The organism is Pseudoalteromonas haloplanktis ATCC 14393, from assembly GCF_000238355.1.
In the GTDB taxonomy this organism is placed as follows: Bacteria; Pseudomonadota; Gammaproteobacteria; order Enterobacterales; family Alteromonadaceae; genus Pseudoalteromonas; species Pseudoalteromonas haloplanktis.
Genome location: NZ_AHCA01000006.1, coordinates 283,482 through 303,384, shown reverse-complemented (window position 1 = coordinate 303,384; position 19,903 = coordinate 283,482). Strand labels below are relative to the sequence as shown.

Here is a 19,903-nt window from a genome sequence, read left to right as displayed (position 1 = left end):
ATTTAAGAGGGAGCGCTCTCCCAAACTCATATTCATTAACAGCAATTAAGTACGTTGCTCATTACTCTTACCCGCAACACCTTTCATTAGCATGTCGAACACTAAACTCGCGATGCCTTTAGACACTAAGTCGCTTGATAGAGCTTTCATAGCCATCACGTTATGAGTATCCATGCTTTCAATAATCGCGTTTTGAATTGCTTCAGGGAATTGCCCAAGCATGGCTTGCTCTTTGGTATTGTGCTTAACCTGATCCATTGCGGTTTCGTTTTCGGCTACTTTACCCATAATTGCATTAGCATAATTAACCATATCGTTTTCAGATAGGCCATCTTCAGCAAACAGGTCGTTCATCCGCTCAATTATTTCGTTTAAAAGCTCCGTTTTAGGGTCTTTTGGTACTGCGCCCGAGCCCTCCTTACTTGGTGGTATATAGCTTTTAGGTTCTTCACCAATTTTATGACCTAACTGTAAATCAGCTTCGCGTTGTTCATGAAGCCGATAATGCGTCATAACTACATCAGTTAGGTCAACGTCGTCTTCTATTACATCCATGCGTAATAGTGGGTGTAAGTTTTTAGCAAACACGCTGAGTTTTTCTAGGTCAGTGTCGTTAAAGTCAACAATTTGAGAGCTAAACTCGTAGTAACGATAAAACGAGATTAAATCTTTTCTAAACACATCTAAAATATCTCTGGCTTCTTTAGCGTGCTTAACACTGTTCTCACTGTACTTAATCGCTTTGTCGTTGTTCTCATCTTTCGCTTTTGAAAGCTCTTTTTGAGCTGATTGCAGTACAGTTGTGGCTTCTTTGTAGCGCAGCTTAAATCGTTCAACCGGCGCTTTCATAATGTTGGTGAGTTTGTCTTGCTTGGCATGTTTACTGTTATAAGCGGTTACAAAAGTTTCTACTTCAAACCATTGGTAAATACCCACCTCAGCTAGCTTATCCATAATGTCGTAAACAATATTAGGATCAGACACCCCCGAAAGCTCAGCGGTTTGAAAGTATACTTTAAACTCTTCTAAAATTTCTTCAGGGTCGTTTACAAAATCAAGCACAAAGGTTTTATCTTTACCTTTGCAAGTACGGTTTAGCCTAGAGAGCGTTTGAATACATTCAACGCCTTTTAATGGTTTATCAACATACATGGCCACTAATTTAGGTTGGTCAAACCCTGTTTGAAACTTATTCGCTACTAACATGACTTGGTAGTCGTTAGTGTCAAAGGCTTTGCGCATATCGCGGCCACGTAAATTAGGGTTCATCGCTTTTTCAGTAAAGGCATGATCAGGAATATCTGGGTCGTTTACTTCACCAGAAAACGCCACCATTGCATTGACGTTTTCATAGCCTTTATCCATCACGTACTTTTCAAAAGCAAGCTTGTACCGCACAGCTTCTAAACGGCTACTCGTCACCACCATTGCTTTAGCTTCACCGCCTAATAAGTGTTTAATTTTGGCATTAAAGTGCTCAACAATTGTTTCAACTTTTTGGGCAATATTATAAGGGTGTAGCCTAACCCACTTAGCCATTTTAGACGCTGCTTTTTTGCTATCTACCTCTTGGTCAGACTGCGGGTTATCATGAGCTAATTGATACGCCACACGGTAACTGGTGTAGTTTTGCAGTACATCTAAAATAAAGCCTTCTTCAATGGCTTGGCGCATTGAATACACATGAAAGGGTAATGGCTTATTAGTATCGCTTAGCGGCGCGTCTAAATCTTCAGGGCGGCCAAATAGCTCTAAGGTTTTCGCTTTAGGTGTTGCTGTAAAGGCAAAATAACTAATATTGTTAGAGCCTTTACGAGCCTCTAGCGACAAACGCAGCAACTCTTCACTGTCTAGCTCGTCATCGCCTTCAAGTTGTTCAGCCATTAGCACTTCACGTAACTTACGTGCTGTTGTTCCTGTTTGGCTAGAGTGCGCTTCATCGGCTATTACTGCAAAACTTCGCCCAGCTAAAGTAGAATCTTTACGTATTGCCTCTAAAACATGGGGAAAGGTTTGTATGGTCACAATAATAATCGAGGTACTGGCTTTTAGCTCACCGGCTAACTGGCTCGATTTAGAGCCTTGTGCTTCTTCGCGGTTAACGCGCGCTATCATCCCTTCATTATGATCAAACTGATAAATGGTATCTTGCAGTTGGCTATCTAAAACGGTTCTGTCGGTAATGACTATAACTGAATCAAATACTTTATCGCCCGCTTGTTTTTGTAATTCAGGGTGTTCAGTCAAGTAATGTTTAGAGGCCAGCTGGTGCGATAACCACGCAATTGAGTTCGACTTACCCGAGCCTGCACTGTGCTGAATAAGATACTTTTTACCCGTACCTTCAAAATCGACTGTATTTATAAGCTTAGAAACCACAGCCCATTGATGATAACGCGGAAATATCATGGTTTCTTTTACTTTTATTGAGCCATCTAGTTGCTCTTCGTCTTTTACTTCTAAGTGAATATAGCGGCTTAAAATAAGTAACAGGTTATCTTTTTGAAAAATCTCGTTCCAAAGGTACGAGGTCGCATAGCTGCCATCAGCCGGACTATCATTTCCCGCAGCGCCTTCTGCTGTACCTTGGTCAAACGGTAAAAAGAAAGTTTTATTCCCCGCTAAACGGGTCGTCATTGCCACGTTATATTGACTTACTGCAAAGTGAACTAACGCACCGCGTTTAAAGGTAAGTAACGGCTCTGCCTTTTTAATGGTTGGATCTTTTGGTTGGCGGTCTTTCATATACTGCACTTTGGCATTATTGAGAGACTGCTTAAATTCAGACTTTAACTCGCAAGTTGCAACAGGTAACCCATTCACAAACAGGGTTAAATCTAACCGGCCATCATACCCATTCGGTGAGTATTTAAGCTCAGGCACCACACGTAAAATATTTTTGTTATAGCGTTTACTCGCATCAGGGTTTAAATCGTGATCAGGCTTAAAGCTACATAAACTAAATTTAGCACCGCGGTCTTTAATTACATTACGTAACACCCAAAGCGTGCCTTTGTTTTTTAAGTTACGTTCTAGGTTTTTAAGTAAAGCATCTGCGGTTGCTGTAGGGCTTCTATCAGTCTCTGGGTAATGTTTTTGCAGCTTATCCCACTGCTCAGGCTGAGAGCCTTTTACAAAGGTAACAACATCCTCTGGGTAAAGGGCTAGCTCTTTATTATATTTATTCGACTCACCCAGTAACCAGCCTTGTGCAAGCATTTGGTCAATAATGTCTTTTTGAAATTGCAACTCTCTTACTGTTTTTGCTTGGCTCATTTACTCATCCTTTTGATTTAATCGTTGCTTTGCCTTGGCAATAGAGTGCTGTAATTTTTGTTCGAGTAGTTCAACATCCATCAAATGCGTTAGGTATTCTGCAACATGAATATCGCTGCCTTCCATTTCAAGTAACTCAATTTGTTCTTGTTTTTTACTGGAGCACAAAATGATCCCAAGTGGTGGGTTTTCACCCTCTTCGGTTTCATATTTTTTTAGCCAGTTGAGGTATAGCTCCATCTGGCTTTTGTGGCTGTGTTTAAACTTTTCGAGCTTTAAATCTATTGCCACCAAACGCTTTAACTTACGGTTGTAAAATAGCAAGTCGATATAAAAATCATCGTTGTCAATTTGGATACGCTTTTGACGTGCCACAAAGCTGAAACCGGCACCTAGCTCTAATAAAAACTGCTCAATGTCCCTTAGAATGGCATCTTCTAAATCTTTCTCTAAGTAGCGGTCATTCAGCTCTAAGAAATCGAGAATGTAGGGGTCTTTAAGCAGCAGTTCTTGATTATATTGGCCTGAATTTCGTAACTCAGAGAGTTCAGCCACAATGGTATCGTCTGGCTTTTTAGAAATAGCCGTGCGCTCAAACAACAATGCACCAATGCGCTCATCCAAGGTGCGGGTTGACCAGCGTTCCTGAATGGCCATTGTGGTGTAAAAGTCTCGCTTTATGGGCTCATCAATGGCAATTAACTGGCGAATATGGGTCCAGCTCAATTGTGTACGCAGTGCGTGCACAATCTCTATACCCGAAAAAACCTCTGCAAACTTAACCATTTGCGCAAGGTTGCGCTTACTCCAGCCTTTGCCAAATTGCGCCGTTAGCTCATTAGAAAGAGTGGCAATTACTCGTTTGCCGTAATCGGCCCGCTCGCCGCCCAGCACCGCTTGATTAATGCGATTACCCACTTGCCAATACAACAAAGTAATTTCGCTATTCACTGCGACCGCAGCGCGCTGCTTGGCACTGTGGATCAGTGCGGTCAGCTCTTGGCTCAAGGGAGCCAGGCTTGTTGGCTTACTCATCCTCAAACTCCTTGCGGCTTCCAATCTCGAACATCAATTTTACCCGTTACGGCGGCTGAGATAAGGGCGGTTTTGCGTTCGGATAGGAGCGCTATCTTATCGCTCGCAATATTGATTAGACGATCATACTTAGATATTTTTAAGTCTAAATGTTCAACGATCGTATTCAATTCATCTTCTGGTACTTTGAAAAATACTAGGTTTCTTAAATCACCCAAAGATAGAAAGCCTTGCGCACCACCTCTACTTTGAAGAGATATTTGAATATCAAGTAACCCACTTTCTAAGTAATACAAAATATAAGATGCTAAAGCACTTTTCCTCGTGGTTTTGAACAGAGCGACATTCTTGATAGAAAACTCAGCAGTTTCTTTTACGATTAAAGCTTTACCAATATTCCCCCCAATCATAGACATTAACACGTCACCGACTTCAGTGTTTGAGCGCTTAACTATCTCTCTATGAGCTTCTTTACTAATGTATTTAGCGCTCTCGAAAGATATATTTTTACCCTCAAAGTCTTTTGATGTAATCAAAGGGAAGCTGTTCTCACCTTTATCTAAATACTTTGGTGTATCGTGCGTACCATCTTTGACCTCACACATTCGTTTGATCGGTACAACGAACCAATGCTCTGGAACTTCACCTAACCATTCTACGCCTGAGTCGCGCATTGGGGCATTGGGGTTTAGCCCTTTAGTCACTGCGTGAGAAATCACCGCTTGGCGCTTTTCTTTTAAAAGCTCAATCAGCTTTTCTTGCTTAGCTATTAAGGTGTCGATTTTAGCAGTTTCGTGATCGAGGAAGCTGGCTATTTTTTGTTGTTCTTCGTAAAGCGGTAAAGGGTATTTAAAATTTACGAACGTTTCTTGATATAAATGGGCGATGGTACTGCCCGTTTTGTAGTAGTCTACAAAATCAGTAAATGCTCTAGAAAGTAGTAACCAATAATAATACTTAGTTGTGTAGTCTGAACGTAATGGCCGCACAACAAAAACACCACTATTCAATGTAGCTTTACCATTTAACTGACTGACTAATGCTACCTTACCGATCGTTCCATCTTTAGTGATAAGCAAATCACCATTTGTTAATTGAATATAAGGATCTTGCTCATATCGCTCTTCATCACAGTGGTAACAATTTTTCCACTGAATAAATTTACCTTTAAAATCTGAACCTGTAACCAAGTATGGACCAACTTCAGTAAAATCATCTGATTTAAGGCCGTGCCAGCCTACCCTTGCTTTAACAAGTGAATTAAATTTAATCCGTGTAAGAGCCCAATGTTCAGGGAAGTCTTCTATTATCACTTCCCTTGTTGATGACAACTTGTCATATGCTTTATAACGACCTGCCATCACGAATGCACCTCGTTAAGTAGCTGCATAATCTCGCTCGATACTTTATCTAAATCCGCATCAATTTCGGTTAGTGATCTTGGTGGCACATATTCATAAAAGTGGCGATTAAATGGGATTTCGTAGCCAACTATACCCACTTCCTTATCTTGCTCGTCCGTTTTTTTAGTATCAATCCACGCGTTTGGTACGTGTGGTAGTACTTCACGCGCAAAGTAGTCCTCAACACTTTCGGTAAGAGGTACGTTTTCGTTATCGCGTAAGTCGGGGTTGGCTTCTATTTTACCTTTGGTTTTGCATATTTCGGCTTCGTCATCGTGTTCACTTAAGTGTTTAACTATCAGCTTGAGCTGTGCAGCACTAAGCTTAACGCTTGGTGTCGTTGCTTCTAATTCAGTAGTAAGTGCTTTTAAAAACACATCGCGAGATAAGTACTTTTTACTAAGTGAGGCAAGCGCTGCAAGAATAGTGTGTTGTGTAGGCGCGTTTAACTTATCCCATGCTTTATCTGTTGTTAAAGCAGTAATACGTAGTTCACCTTTTGGATAAATGGCCAGTTGTAATGGGCGCTCTACAGTAATACGGCGATAACCAAATTCTTGGTAATCGAATATTTTACTAAAGTCGTTTTCTACAAATTGGCCGTATGTTTTAACAATGGTTTCTATTGCGTCTTCTGTTAGTTCTTTACGTTTGCTACCGAGTGACTTACGCATGGCTGCATAGAACACATTTTCAACGTCTTCAGTTGACTCGCCACCACCACTGCAGCCTCTGCCACCTGTTTTAGCGCGCTCTTTTGCCGCATTTATAAGTTGTACTTTACCTTTACGGTTAGCAGGTTTATGGCTTGAAAGTACCCAAACATAAGTTGATATACCCGTGTTATAAAACATATCCGTAGGTAGAGCTACAATGGCTTCTAACAAGTCGTTTTCGAGTATATAACGGCGAATTTCGCTCTCACCACTACCTGCACCACCGGTAAATAACGGTGAGCCATTTAAAATAATACCAATGCGCGAGCCACCTTCGTGTTGTGGGCGCATTTTGCTAACTAAGTGCATTAAAAATAGTAGCGAGCCGTCAGATACGCGCGGTAAACCTGCACCAAAGCGGCCTTCAAAGCCTTTTTCGGTGTGTTCATCGTTGATTTGTTTTTGAATTTTTTTCCAGTCCACACCAAATGGCGGGTTAGATAACATGTAGTCAAACTTTTCGGTGCGTAGCTGATCGTTCGATAAGGTATTACCGAGTTTTATATTATCGACCTTTTGGCCTTTAATAAGCATATCGGCTTTACATATAGCGTATGACTCTGGGTTTAGCTCTTGCCCAAATGCTGAAAGCGATGCTTTATCGTTAAGCTCTAATACGTATTCCATACCCGATGATAAAAACCCGCCCGTACCAGCTGTTGGATCGTAAATTGAGCGAACTAAGCCCGATTGCGTAAGCGCATCGTCGTCATTGGTAAATACTAAAGACGTGGTTAAACGTACAATGTCGCGCGGGGTAAAGTGCTCACCTGCGGTTTCGTTAGAGCTTTCAGCAAAGCGCCTAATGAGCTCTTCAAACACTAAACCCATGCCATAGTTATTTATAACATCTGGGTGTAGGTCGGTTGTAGCAAAGCGTTTAGCTACTTTATAAAGTAGGTCGGCTTCTGCCAGCTTATCTAGGGTGTTAAAAAAATCAAAATGTTCAAAAATTTCACGCGCATTAGGGCTAAACGACTGAATGTAGCTTTCTAGGTTACTGGCTACATCGGTTTCGCCAAGGCGGTTTAAGTCCATTTTTGAAGTATTGTAAAAGCTTAACTGCGCTGCATGAGTAAGGAGCTTGTCTTGCGCTTCAATTGGCATAGCTTTAACGGTTTCGTACTTTTCAAGCACGGCAGGTTTGGTGGCTTCAAGCACACACTCTAAACGCCTTAACAGTGTAAAAGGTAGGATTATACGGCCATACTGAGATTGTTTAAAATCACCGCGAAGCAAGTCAGCTACTGACCATAAAAAAGCAGCGGTTGAAGAGAAATTGTTGTTAGTCATTTTGACCCTTTATTATTTTGTTTTCCGTAACTTAACTTACCATATCACTAGATATGCTATTTTTTAAGCAAGATTTAAGGATTATTTACCAGCACTAAAGGCAGCACTGTTATTAAGGGTATTGTAACCTTTATTATGTTGCTTGGAAGAGAGTTTTGAAATTACAGTGGAAGCTTTCAGTTGATAGTGACTGTATTGAATTAGGGCTTATAAAAGGAAGATATAGTTGGTTATGTTGAATTAAAACTAAGTATTCGGTGGTCCGCGCTGAGAATCAACCCTAAAAGCTCGCCATGAAATGAACGAGTGCAATCTTTGGCTGTAATAATTATGATCAAATACAGATTTAGCTATGAATGAATTTATCAAAATTAATTGATTTAAAATCCATACCAAAGCGCACTCAACTTCTTTATAAGCATATCTAAAAAAGCTTAAACTTTGACGGCAGTAGTAAGAGCGATCACCTTTGACTTTGTTCTTACTATATTTAGGTTGTTTAGGGGCCTGCGGTGTAGCAATAGCTAACGCTTTTTCTAAAACAACTGTCATTTTTTGAAGTTTATAATTTAAATCCATATCCATCTAATTATCTATAAGCTAAATATCCGTTGTGATGTGTGATTGCATGAAACTACATCTTAGAAGGTTATTACCCTTCCTCTAAAATTAATAAATCAGTTTAGAGCAATATGAAATATATAAAGCAATCTAAACCCCTATTTTAATAAAATAAACTCTATTACAAGTTTTACTAATCTGAGGATAGCCGCAAAAGTCATTTTACGTTTATTCCCCCTGTTTAATTTTTTCTCTGTTTTTATAGACCTCCTGTAAAGCTTTATAAGTGAAAGTACGCTCCATACAACTAAAGCTATTAGAGTAAAAGTACTACGAACTTCAGAATTTGAAATTTTGTATTCAACAACTAATAGCCATAAGAGCAGTTTTAAAAAATTAATAAAATGTTTTCCCGTTTTCCTCATCACTAAATCCTAGGTATGAGGAAAGGAACACTGACTTAATTAATTAACGAATATTAGCAAGATAGATATATAGCTGGTTAAAAATAAATCAAGGGATGAATTAAGGGCATTTTTGATATAAGCACCTTTATTAAGGCGATAGCATAATCGTAGGCTAACCTATATAAGTTGGAGGGTTTAGCTATGTCCCATCAAGTTATTTGTTTAGCGGTGCAATTACTTAATAAAGAACAGCTGAATGAGCATTATAGATTGACGTTACCTACTTATTGCTTAGTTGAGTTTGCCGAAAGGCTCATTAATGAAGTACGTAGGGCTCTTAAGCATCTAGAAGAAAATAATTTTTATGAGGTTGTTGTTAAAACGACTGAGGTAAATTGGTTTTATGGGCTAACCAATCGGTATCATCATTCGATGACTTCATTCCTACATGTAACAAGTACAAAAGTTGCATTTTCAGGGCTGTTACCCCCAAATAAAGAACCCCACTTCATTACCGCATATATAAATATTGACGATATAGCACTACCTGAGCGAACTATTAAAAACGTTATATTAGATAAAAAGCGTGTGCCATTAGTTTTATCTTTAATTCGTGAACTGGAAGCTAAACAAGAGACGTTCGAAAACACCTCTGACCTATACTGGCAGCTTGAAAATATAGTTTCTCCGATTCGAGATTTAGATGACAAGTGCACCAATATGCTAACGACAGAACGTGATGAACTGTTATCTGATTTGAATGAAGAGTCGAACACGCTAAGTGTACAAACTGAACGACTTGAACTTGAGATTGAGCAAATAGTATTAAGAGTCATAAAGCGTGTTTTTGGTGTGGTTTATGGTGACTTAATTACTCATATTGACACTAAAAATAGAACCGCTAGCTTACGGTTTGAACATGCTTATTACTACGATAAAGAAATTACATTTAGTGGTACAGGCATTACAAAGCAAGGAAAGGTTGGTAAGCGACATCAGTCTTTTAGCATAAAGATTATGGCTGAGCGTGAGTCTGTATGAATATTCAAACTTTACTATCAGAAATCAAACAGGCTAAAAAGCGCAGAGTAATTCTTGATTATCATCCATCACCAGTTAGTGGTGTAGATGTAATGGCAAAAGATTGGAAACCAAGCTTAGTGCTATTACATGGCTTATTTAAATCACTTAAGGCAAAGAACTGTTCTATTACAATTACCTGGTGGGGCCAAATATTCGTTACCCCTGAAAATAGCAACACTGCATTTGAGTTAGCACTTGGCTACAAATTAATAAATGTTGAAATTCACGATGTACACACTTTAATGAGAGAGCAAGATTTCACTATTTTAAGGCTGGCAACGGCAACCCCTTATTACACAGTAAGTTTGAGAGCTCACCGAAATAGTACTAAGTGGAAGGACATACCTTTTAATATAGACTGTGACTCTGCTGAAAAACTTGCTACTGCCCTACACTTAGACATGCTTATTAAGATTAAAAGTTATAGTAGATCAGGCTTACAAGTTGAAAAATTTAGCTTATCTAACGATGATTTACTGGCGGCGTTACATTATGGCGCTGCAAAATTTGGCACTAATTCGCAGTTTTACCGCATCTCTTCAGTAGTACTCAATTCTACGAGGAGCTGGAAAGTTGAGTTAATGGAAAATCAAATAACAGCACAAACTCAGTACCCAATAAAAAGTAGAACTTTTCAATTAAATGATAAAGAAGTTGTGTTTTTAAGGTCCCTTTTGCCACGCAAGTTTGTAAACCTGAACAATTTAAAAGCACTTAAATACTTATAAAACTAAAAAAGCGCCCAAATTAACTCGGAGCGCTTTGCGTTTAGGACAAATAAACTAAAAAAATCGAAACAGTAGGCAGATTAACATTTGACAGATGCTAGGATCACTATTCTGAGGACGCGTCTCATAGACATAAATACCCATAGCAACCTTTGTGCAGAATAGAGAAAGACACAAAAACCAAAAGTATTCATCTGTTGCATAATACTGTATTACCAGAAAGCCTACCCCTAAAATAGAAATCGTGCTGTAGATGATTTCAACCCGATATTGCAAAATTTTCACCATTATCATACCCAATAACTCAACTATACTATTTGTGATATTAATGATTTCATGATAAAAAACAAACTTGTTTGACTGCAAAGCTCAGCAACAAAAAGTTTTAATTAAGTAACTCACCACCATTTAATTTTTAGTACAAACTTCCCACTTATCCTTTTCTAAAAAATACATTATTAAATTTAATTTAAAGACGCTTTTTGTCTGAAAGACGTATTTCAGAACGCATTTTTCGGCACGAAAAACTGCAAAAAAAACGTCTCAGAATGAGACCAACAAGCGCGTAATGTGTTGTAGGCGAAGCCGTAAACACATGGAGAAAGCGCGAATGTACAGGCTGGTCTGTACTAACCGCGATAGTGTTTCGCATCAGCGAAATTCGATTAAAATTTGGCACAAATTGATATCGAACCATCTATTTTCGTAGAAAATAAAAGCAGATGAAAAAGGCGAATAGTGAGGAACTCACAGCCTTGTCAGGCGCGGCAGGATGGCGGTTAGTACAGAGCGTAGCTCGGTGCATTCGCGCAGGGTCTTAAACGCTAGCGCGATAGCGCGTTGAGTCAGCTCGTTGCGGAGCAACATCAGAGATGGCGGGCGTTTTAGACTCTATGGTTGAGCAACGCAGTTGAGAGGCCATCAGCTGAAAGCTGCTTTTTGTTGCGATTATTATCGCGACAACGATTCCGTGCATGCCGTCACAACATCTCGGAATGAAAAACGGCAATATAATTATAAAATGATGATAATTTTTGTGTTGCGGTGCTAGTTAGTTTTAATAATTAACTCACCAAAAGGATTTTGTGAATTGACTCAGCAACCATCAAAAGATTTAGAAACGAATAACCCACTTCATACTCACTACCCTCGCTATTTTGATATTGATATGCGCTATAATGCAGGCGCAAATAATCATCAAAAAGGCGTTAACCGAACACGATTAACCGTTCTAATCGCTATTCGGTTTTCTATTGTTACACCAGGGATTGTTCGTTGGCTATATGGCATTAATCATCGCCTCGCGCTGGAACATCTAAACCGGCTAGAAAAAAACAATTTTTTGAGAGTAGTAGAAACCCATCGTAGCCCTGATGGGCGCGTATATGTTCCTACCTATACTGCTGCCAAATTTGCTGAGGAGCTGATGGGTATCGACATACATTTTAGATCGTATAAAAATCCTGCACTGCAGTTCAATCAAAATAATGTAGTACACAACCTTATAAACGCATTTGTCATGTTGCGCGGTATGCATAATTATCACAGTGATGAAACGTACGCACCAATGTGGAATGGGTTTATTACCGAGCCTGAATTTAAACGTATTAATAACCTATCCGATACACGAACGGTAGATGGCGCTGTGCGACTTCCTGATGGCTCAATAGCCGCTATTGAGGTGGAACATTCTTTTAAAAACAAAACTGCACGACAGGCCATTTTGCTAAAATATTTGTCTTCGTTAAAAAATGGCGATTACAGTAAAGTTTTTTTATTCTCTCAATCAGTCAAAATTTTTGATGATATAAAACGACTTCACGAACAGTTATTTAGCGAAATGAGCCAACGCTTTGATAAAAAAACACGAGCACCACTTCTCAGTGAAAGCGATGCTGAGCTGCTGCGTGCCTCAATAATATACCGAACTAAACTGTGTTCTGAAATTGAAAAAATGTTTTACTCGTAATGCAGTAGTATAAACATCAAGGCGTTATGATTATTTTTTATTCAATTGATTGGAGTAAAAAACCTTAGTTTCATCGTCACCAAGGATTTTTGCATACGTTATACAGCGCCTTATATCGACTTTTGCCAACCTAAAAGCAGGGTTTTGATTCTGCTTTAACAACTCATAAGTTCTTAATAACTTGAGGTTTTCACAAGCCCACTCCCCCTCTTTAGCTGACCCTTTTTTAACTTTAGGGCGGCGAAATAGATGCGGCCTTGCTATATGTTCACTTTTACTAGGGCATTGGGTGATGTACGCAAACTCAATAGCGGTGATACAGTTGCCCACTTTTAGCGGCTTAAACGTTACGCAGATATCTGTGTGGGCATTGATTTTTTCAATAGCAGGTAAGAGTACGCGAGCCTTAAAATCGCGCCATGCACCATATGATTCGGATAAAAATAATTTCTGTTTCATCTCTGGTAATTGAAAATTCACAACTACCGCGCCCTGCCGTTTGTAATTGTGGTAATTTCGCACCCGATTGAGGAGTGCGTACAATCGAAATGATGCCAGACTGTTTAATTTTACTGTGTTATGAAAATATAACTCTGTGAAATCACCCTCTATATTAAAAATATACGGCTCTATTTCTTTTGAAAACTCCAATGTGATAAACGAGCCCTGATTTTTCAACTTTTCGTATGTAGCATTGCTCACCCAAGGAATTGAAACAGCTTCACCTTTATCATCTAAAATACTTACAGATTTATCTCTGAGTGACTCTACAGCTGAACTCAGCTGCTCATAAACACTACCTTTACTGAGGCCGAAACACTGGGCATATTCCGTTGGATAAATCACAATTTTTCCTGGATTAGATTTTTTTGAATTGATTTTAGACAGCGCCAGATTTATTAATCGCTGCTCATTAATCTCTAGCGAATAACCCGCATGTAATAGCTTATTGGCGAAAACAATTTTTGGCGAATTTTTACTGCTCATTTTTCTACCTCATTTCTAGTTGATGGTGTTATGCTAACCGCGACCCAACCAATAAAAGAAATTTCGGTAAGTTATTTTGGTAAATAAAATTTTTATTTATTCACGGTAAAAGTGTCCCCCTAAACCGTATAAATTGCCTACTCATTTCGTATAAAGTGCCACAATAAACATATAAATCGCCCACCAAATCAGTAAATATTTTATTTAATTTCAATAAGATAACACCCTCTAAAAGTATTAAAATAGAAAAATAAAAATAAAGGCACATTTGCCACTTTTTATTTTTTATGAATTAATTTCTGACGGTTAAAAAATAAATTAATTATTTTTTTAATTGTTTATTTTTTTACCCCACCACTATCATTTAATGAAACCACTGAGTGAACTGACTTACTGAAATACGCAAAAGGGAGATAGATATAAATCTACCTCCCTTGTGCATTTGACCTCTAAGCCTTGCCAAACATGATTACAATGACTGCTCTTTTGAGTCATCATAATGAAGTTCTGTATTTGCGCAGGACTTCCTCCTAGGTTTGATACTCAGTGATTGAGTAAAATCAGCCCCATTAAACGCTATTGCAGTTGGGGCTGCGAATTAGCAAATAATAATTCACGGCATATTTCAGGAGATATGGTTAGGCTGTTATTTTAATTTTGAAAATAACTATTTAGACCTGGTTCAACTGCTAATTCTTTACAATTTAACCCTAAGAAAAAACATCATCCTCGAAGTCGCACGGAAGCTCCACAGGACCTATCGGGGCGCTAATCAGAGCATGCATCAGCTCGTAGGTAAACTTTCGCATAGCATACTGATTTAGCTCTTTATTCGCTGTAATTTCAGGGGCAATAACCTCCCAAAGCTCACCTAAATTAGCATTATCACTGCGTAATTCTAATAGGTTTATCTGGTGGTCATTCGCGGTGATTACCCGACTAAATGTGTGTAATAAATTTAAAAAATCCAATGTTGATACATATGTGTTTTGCATGTTTGTCACTATCCTTGTGTTTTGTTATCAAAATCGATAACTCATTATTAGGTAATAATCAGGCATGGGTATTTAAATCGGTTTACGAAAAAATATCATAAAAAAAGCGAACAAATGTTCGCTTAGGGGGTTATGCATTATCGATAATATCGACCCAATCACTCTCTGCCGCTGCAAAAAATGTAGTTGGCGTTTGCATAAATATTTGCTGAAACTCCTCAGAGAAGTGCTCACAAAACTGTGTTATTTGCTCTATGTAGATAAGTAAAAAAAGCGTCATATCATGCCCTTCTAAATACCTATTCTCGAAACTCGGATTTTTTTCTAACATACTATTTGAAATGCTAATTCCAAGTGCCTTTCCAACACTATCCCTATGTAGATAGATGTAATTATTGAAATTTAACTCTATTGTTTGTTCATTAACTACATCTGCTAACAGCAGAATAGTTGTGCTGTCATCCCACGGAGATTTGCTCGATCGAACGTATTGGCGAATGAATTGTGATTTTTTCTCGTTCATATTTTTCCTAGTTAGTTATGGCCTCAGAACTAACTAGGAACATCAAATACAAATTTATTGGTTTTTTGATAAGACTGTTATATCGCTACAAGACTTACATTTTTTAATGGCGTAACGAATAGAAATAGGCTAATTTAATACAAAACGACAAACTGGGGAGATTCACAATGTCAGATGAGATTCTATGGTTAATACCAGCAACAATCCTAACCATCGGAGTGTGTATTGCTGTTTATAGAGTGAAAGTCAAAAATTAGTAATTCAATTTCGCAATTGTGCTAATCAGACATTAACCTAATCAGCTAAATATACACTCATTTTATGCATAAGAGCTCCCTCAGATGAATACTCATTATTTATCTACCTCCTTATAATTCCCCTTACAAAACCTGCTCATTTATCGAGCAAAACTTATCACCTGAAATCTGTTCTGCTTTTGATTCACAGTTATCACCCATTAAAAAACTAAAGTAGCCATCTGATTTTTATATAAAAAATAAAAATCAAAAAAAACTATAAAAAACGACTTAAAAAAAAATGATTTTTGTCGAATATGTTTATTCAGCCGGTGAATAAGGTTTATCTATTTACTAAATTACGTTTTAAAGAACTGGAGTTTCAATGTTAAATGAAGTACTTCTCAGCCGTTATTGTGAATTAACTGGTGACACAAAAAAAGCCGTAGATTCTCGAATTCAACGAGGTATATGGTGTGAAGGTGTGCACTTTTACGTAGTAGCAAATATGCGTGAAAGATGGATAAATTTAGGGGCAGTTTCTGAGTGGGTAAGAAAAAGTGGCTCTATGATCACAAATCAAACAACCAAGTACTAGGTAAAGGGTTTTGGGCTGAGCTTCGCAGCAAAGAACCCTTAAAATACAGTATTTTATGGATAAAATATATAAGATTAAAATATTAAAATATTAACCCTATAATGCTATTAAAAACTCAAAAAATTAAGCCCCCTACTGGCGTAGTAATTCGTTACAACTCAAAAGGTGCAGCCACATCATTCCAAGTGTGTTTTACCTACAAAGGTATTTTATGTAGAGAAAAAGTACCATTTATCCCAAATAAACTAGGCCTAAAATCTGCAATCTTTTTTCTGGGCCAAATTAAAAATGAAATAGCGCATAACACTTTTGATTACGCCAAACATTTTCCTAAATCTAACAAAGTAAAGCTGTTTACAACTACCCTAAACGACGCAAAAGTTCTTGATTACATGGACCTATATATTGAAAGGGGGATAGACAGAGGGTTAGAAAAATCAACGATTGCTGGGTATAAGAAAGCAAAAAACGGATTAAAAACACTATGGGATTGTAAAATTTCCGAATTAGAAAGCATTGATGTTGTAAAGCTAATCGAAAAATCAACTGTATCGAGAAAAACGTTATCAAACCGGATTTCATTTTTACGTTGTTGTCTAGCTCGAGCTGTGATCGATAAATTAATAAAATCAAACCCTGTTCAAAATATTCGTATAGAAGAATATTTACCTAAAATAAACAACATAGATTCAAGAGGAGCACATAAAGATGTGTATCCATTCACACCTCAAGAAAAAGCAAAGATAATACATAAATCATCAGGGACAATACGAGCAATTGTGAGCCTAGTATTCAATACAGGCATTCGCTCTAGTGAGTGGGTTGCTCTAAAAAAAACTGATGTATGTTTAAAAACAAAACAGATATCTATTTTCGATGCAATTGTTGACGGTGCTGTAAAAGGCACTAAGACAAAAGCTGGCCGAAGAAATATTCCTATTTCAGAAGATGTTTGTGATTTATTAGCTTTAGAAATGAAAAAACACGACTCTGAATACTTGTTTTTAAATTCTCAGCAAAGAGTTTGGAACCAAGATTCGTTTAGAAAGCACAGATGGAAAAAATTACTCGACTCTTGCGGTGTAAAGTACCGTTACCCTTACCAGATGAGGCATACGTTTGCATCTCAGTTGATTTCTGAGGGAGTAAATCACTGGAAGATATCTAAGCTTTTGGGTCACTCTTCACCCAATACACTCTATCAGCATTATGGTAATTTTATCGATGAGTATGAAAGAGAGCATCATGCTTAGTTAAATACAGAGTTAGAGGGGCTTTATAAGCTTTTTGCCGATCCCTCCTAGCCCTTAATAAAGACTATTTAGTCCAAGTCAAACTTCAGGAAGTGCCATTAGCGGTCGTTTAGATTATCGGGAATGGACGGAAGCAATCGTAAAGAACCTATATTATTAGGCAGATTGTAGTTAGCTATACACTTACATTTTTTGTTGCGATAGCTGGGGAACAGTCTGGCGCTGCTCAAGGTGCTCCACCGTTTTCTTGTAATGTGCTCGATCAGGTTGCTTTAATGTCAGATGAAATGCTATTTAAATGAGAGGTCCAGTCTTACCAAAGGATAGCTGACTGACATCATAAATGTAGTAACTTACCAAGTGTTCATAGGAAACCTGGTAAGCCCACATTGTTTTAAATCACTCCGTAATGATTACCCCAACGGGTTACTTATCGGCGTTAGCTGATTGTTTCTATTGTTACAGCCACTCCAAGACTCAAATACTTTATCTTTTTCCAGCCAAATGGTGTCTGAGAAGCCTCGTAGCGGTTGACTGATAGCGATTTGGAACATGGGATATTTTTCATCTATTACTCTTCCACAGAAAGTCTGATCACCCACGCTCAGCCCTTTTCGCCAGCTTTCCAGTCCAACTAGAATTGCTTTACGCTTTTCCAATTTTTCTTTTTGAATACGCTGTTCGGCTTTGGCCACTAGGTCACGTGCACTACCTACAAGCTTCGCTTCGTCAATATTTTGGTAAGTAGCAATAAAGTTATTAGCATCACTAATTGTTTTTATGTTGTCGAACGCCACTTTTTGCTCTTTTTTAACAAAAGTAGACCATTTATTTTTCGCTTGGTTGATTAGCTGCGCTTCATCTAGTTTTTCGTATTTTTTAATGAAGCGCATCATCGCAGTGGAACTTTTTGCCGATGCGTAAGCCTCTTCTTGCTTCTTTACATATAACGCTTTAGCTTTCACAAACTTTTCACCAAACTCAGACTGTAGATCTATTTGAGAGTTAGCATAGTAAACTTCCATCTGCGAATGTATATCCGCGCTTGCTGTCTTGATATTACCGTACGCTGGCATCTCGAATTTGTAAGCTTCCAACCTTTTTAATTCGATAGACTGGTATTGATTGAGCATTGCAGACTTATCTTCCTTAAGTCGATTCAAGTCTGCATAGAGACTTTTGTTGTGCAGGGTTAGTGCACTATATTCAGCGCTGGCTGATACCATGTAGTCTAGATAGTTTTCCAGCGAACCATACCTAGATTGAATAGCCACAACGGTTTGCTCATAAAAATTATCGTGGTCAAACTCGACCCAATTATGACTCCAAACGGAACCATGACTAATTAAATTGGTCGTTCCGCCTATTAGCGCTAATGGTGTTCCCACTACAACCAATGCTGGTGCGATCAGCATAGCTCCTGCACTGGCCAAAGCTAAGTTACCGACTTCGGCTGCAGACATCCCCGGCTTTTTGCCATCGGCTACACGTTCTTCGTAAGTATCGCCGTAGTCACTGTCAGTAGTACTTACCTTTAAAAAGGGAGAGTCAATTTCTTCGTATTTCTTACATTCGTCTTTGGAAAGACTGCATTCGAACCGCCCAGAGTGAAATGCGGGGAATAGAGTTTTTCCGCTAAATTGCCAACTCGCAGTTGCCAATTTGTCTTTACTACTACCTTTTTTAACAGACAAAGTAGGGGCAATAACAAAACGACCCTGTTGTCTTAGTAATGTGCCATTCAGTTTAATCTGCTCTATCTTTGCTTGAATTTCTGCTGACGCTTTTTCATTTACAGGTGGGGTTGAACTGCAACCAGCAAGTACAGTCAGCGCAACTGCGCTTGCAAAAAGTGGTTTATTCAAAATTAAAGTATCTCCGATTTTTATTTTTTTAATTTAAGTCAAATAGGGGTTACAGCAGGCACAATTTAGAAAAAGATAAATAGGAAACAGATATAAACTACTTCCATGTTAACTTACCTCCCAATTTGATAAATGCTACAACCTGCTAACAGTTGACTACAGCGGGCAGTATAATACCGAAGTATTATCAAGTTTCAAGATTAGCTGGATTAATAATTGATATAAACGTCATAATAATTAGACACTTAGGTTTTAACTTGGGAACAATGGAGCAGTTCTTGAAACAATATGTTCATATAGAGCTATGAGGTCAACCATTAGTAAACCCTATTATTTCCACTTATCTGATAGTTTTTTACACAAAAACCGTGTGTATTTTTTGTGTATTTTTGTGAAAAAGCACTGAAAACATAAAATGTACAATTATGCTAAATAGCCCGTATTTACTGATGTGTAGAGCTTGTGTATTTTGTAGAGTGTTGTAGAGGGTTGTAGATGTAAAAAAACCGCTGAAGCCATTGATTTTACTGGGCTACAGCGGTTTTAAAGTGGTGGAGCTGGGGGGATTTGAACCCCCGTCCGAAAAGCCTCGACCGTCGGTACTACATGTTTAGTATCGTCATTTAATTAACCTTTAAATCTCGGACGAACACGATAGATAAAGGCGAGGCTGCTTAGTTTTAACGCTTCAACCCCAGCCAGGGTTTCCGTCGCGATCAGGTGTTAGGGTGACACTCCAAAATCCAGTCCACAAGAATACTTGGAAGGAGCGCTAGCCAGCCTAAGCTGCTAGAGAGTAGTTATCGTCGTTTGCGATTACTTTAAATTGCGGCTTTTTTACGAGGCAAACCGCACCTCGACATGCACCTTGGGCTTCATGAATTCCGTCGAATCCTAATCAGCCCCTGAATTAGTTAAACTCATTCAGAGCGTGCAGGCAGTATAACCGAGTAACGTGCTGATACTCAAGGCTGA

13 protein-coding genes and 1 other RNA gene are annotated in these 19,903 nt (G+C 38.4%); 4 read left to right on the top strand and 10 right to left on the bottom strand.

Features of this window, described 5'->3' with window-relative positions:
- Positions 1 to 45: 45 nt before the first annotated feature.
- The 5 genes from PHAL_RS0113490 to PHAL_RS0113470 all read right to left on the bottom strand — a co-directional run bounded on the left by PHAL_RS0113490 (position 46) and on the right by PHAL_RS0113470 (position 8,308).
- On the bottom strand, positions 46 to 3,276 hold the full coding sequence (locus PHAL_RS0113490) for a type I restriction endonuclease subunit R (protein WP_016708951.1): 3,231 nt from the start codon (positions 3,274 to 3,276) through the stop codon (positions 46 to 48).
- Positions 3,277 to 4,311, bottom strand: a complete 1,035-nt coding sequence (locus tag PHAL_RS0113485; protein WP_016708950.1) for a PDDEXK nuclease domain-containing protein — start codon at positions 4,309 to 4,311, stop codon at positions 3,277 to 3,279.
- 2 nt (positions 4,312 to 4,313) lie between these two features.
- The gene (locus tag PHAL_RS0113480; RefSeq protein ID WP_138973954.1) at positions 4,314 to 5,675 is read right to left on the bottom strand and encodes a restriction endonuclease subunit S; all 1,362 of its coding nucleotides are present in this window, start codon (positions 5,673 to 5,675) and stop codon (positions 4,314 to 4,316) included.
- Positions 5,672 to 7,723, bottom strand: coding sequence for a type I restriction-modification system subunit M (locus tag PHAL_RS0113475; RefSeq protein WP_016708948.1), 2,052 nt, complete (start codon positions 7,721 to 7,723; stop codon positions 5,672 to 5,674). Before PHAL_RS0113475 ends, PHAL_RS0113480 begins: the two co-directional genes overlap by 4 nt.
- 246 nt (positions 7,724 to 7,969) lie before the next feature.
- A complete protein-coding gene (locus tag PHAL_RS0113470) occupies positions 7,970 to 8,308 on the bottom strand; it encodes a hypothetical protein (RefSeq protein WP_016708947.1) in 339 nt (112 codons plus the stop codon).
- 584 nt (positions 8,309 to 8,892) lie between these two features.
- Here PHAL_RS0113470 and PHAL_RS0113460 point away from each other — a divergent pair.
- The 3 genes from PHAL_RS0113460 (at position 8,893) to PHAL_RS0113450 (ending at position 12,471) form a co-directional block, all read left to right on the top strand.
- Positions 8,893 to 9,732, top strand: a complete 840-nt coding sequence (locus tag PHAL_RS0113460) for a hypothetical protein (RefSeq protein WP_016708945.1) — start codon at positions 8,893 to 8,895, stop codon at positions 9,730 to 9,732.
- Positions 9,729 to 10,502 carry a hypothetical protein gene (locus PHAL_RS0113455; RefSeq protein WP_016708944.1) on the top strand — a complete coding sequence of 258 codons (774 nt, stop codon included), beginning with the start codon at positions 9,729 to 9,731 and terminating at the stop codon, positions 10,500 to 10,502. Before PHAL_RS0113460 ends, PHAL_RS0113455 begins: the two co-directional genes overlap by 4 nt.
- 1,090 nt (positions 10,503 to 11,592) lie before the next feature.
- Positions 11,593 to 12,471: a hypothetical protein gene (locus tag PHAL_RS0113450; protein ID WP_016708943.1), complete on the top strand. Its 879-nt coding sequence runs from the start codon at positions 11,593 to 11,595 to the stop codon at positions 12,469 to 12,471.
- Between the two features lie 30 nt (positions 12,472 to 12,501).
- Here PHAL_RS0113450 and PHAL_RS0113445 read toward each other — a convergent pair whose 3' ends face one another.
- The 3 genes from PHAL_RS0113445 to PHAL_RS0113435 form a co-directional block, all read right to left on the bottom strand.
- Positions 12,502 to 13,458, bottom strand: a complete 957-nt coding sequence (locus tag PHAL_RS0113445; protein ID WP_016708942.1) for a replication initiation protein — start codon at positions 13,456 to 13,458, stop codon at positions 12,502 to 12,504.
- Between the two features lie 710 nt (positions 13,459 to 14,168).
- A complete protein-coding gene (locus tag PHAL_RS0113440) occupies positions 14,169 to 14,453 on the bottom strand; it encodes a hypothetical protein (RefSeq protein WP_016708941.1) in 285 nt (94 codons plus the stop codon).
- Between the two features lie 130 nt (positions 14,454 to 14,583).
- Positions 14,584 to 14,976, bottom strand: coding sequence for a hypothetical protein (locus PHAL_RS0113435; RefSeq protein ID WP_016708940.1), 393 nt, complete (start codon positions 14,974 to 14,976; stop codon positions 14,584 to 14,586).
- A gap of 935 nt (positions 14,977 to 15,911) precedes the next feature.
- On the opposite strand from PHAL_RS0113435, the gene PHAL_RS0113425 reads away from it, so the two are divergent.
- Positions 15,912 to 17,063, top strand: coding sequence for a tyrosine-type recombinase/integrase (locus tag PHAL_RS0113425; protein WP_016708938.1), 1,152 nt, complete (start codon positions 15,912 to 15,914; stop codon positions 17,061 to 17,063).
- 413 nt (positions 17,064 to 17,476) lie between these two features.
- Here PHAL_RS0113425 and PHAL_RS0113420 read toward each other — a convergent pair whose 3' ends face one another.
- Both PHAL_RS0113420 and ssrA read right to left on the bottom strand, forming a co-directional pair.
- Positions 17,477 to 18,928, bottom strand: coding sequence for a hypothetical protein (locus tag PHAL_RS0113420; protein WP_016708937.1), 1,452 nt, complete (start codon positions 18,926 to 18,928; stop codon positions 17,477 to 17,479).
- A 549-nt stretch (positions 18,929 to 19,477) separates the two neighbouring features.
- Positions 19,478 to 19,834: a transfer-messenger RNA gene (gene ssrA / locus PHAL_RS23890) on the bottom strand.
- Between the last annotated feature and the right edge of the window lie 69 nt (positions 19,835 to 19,903).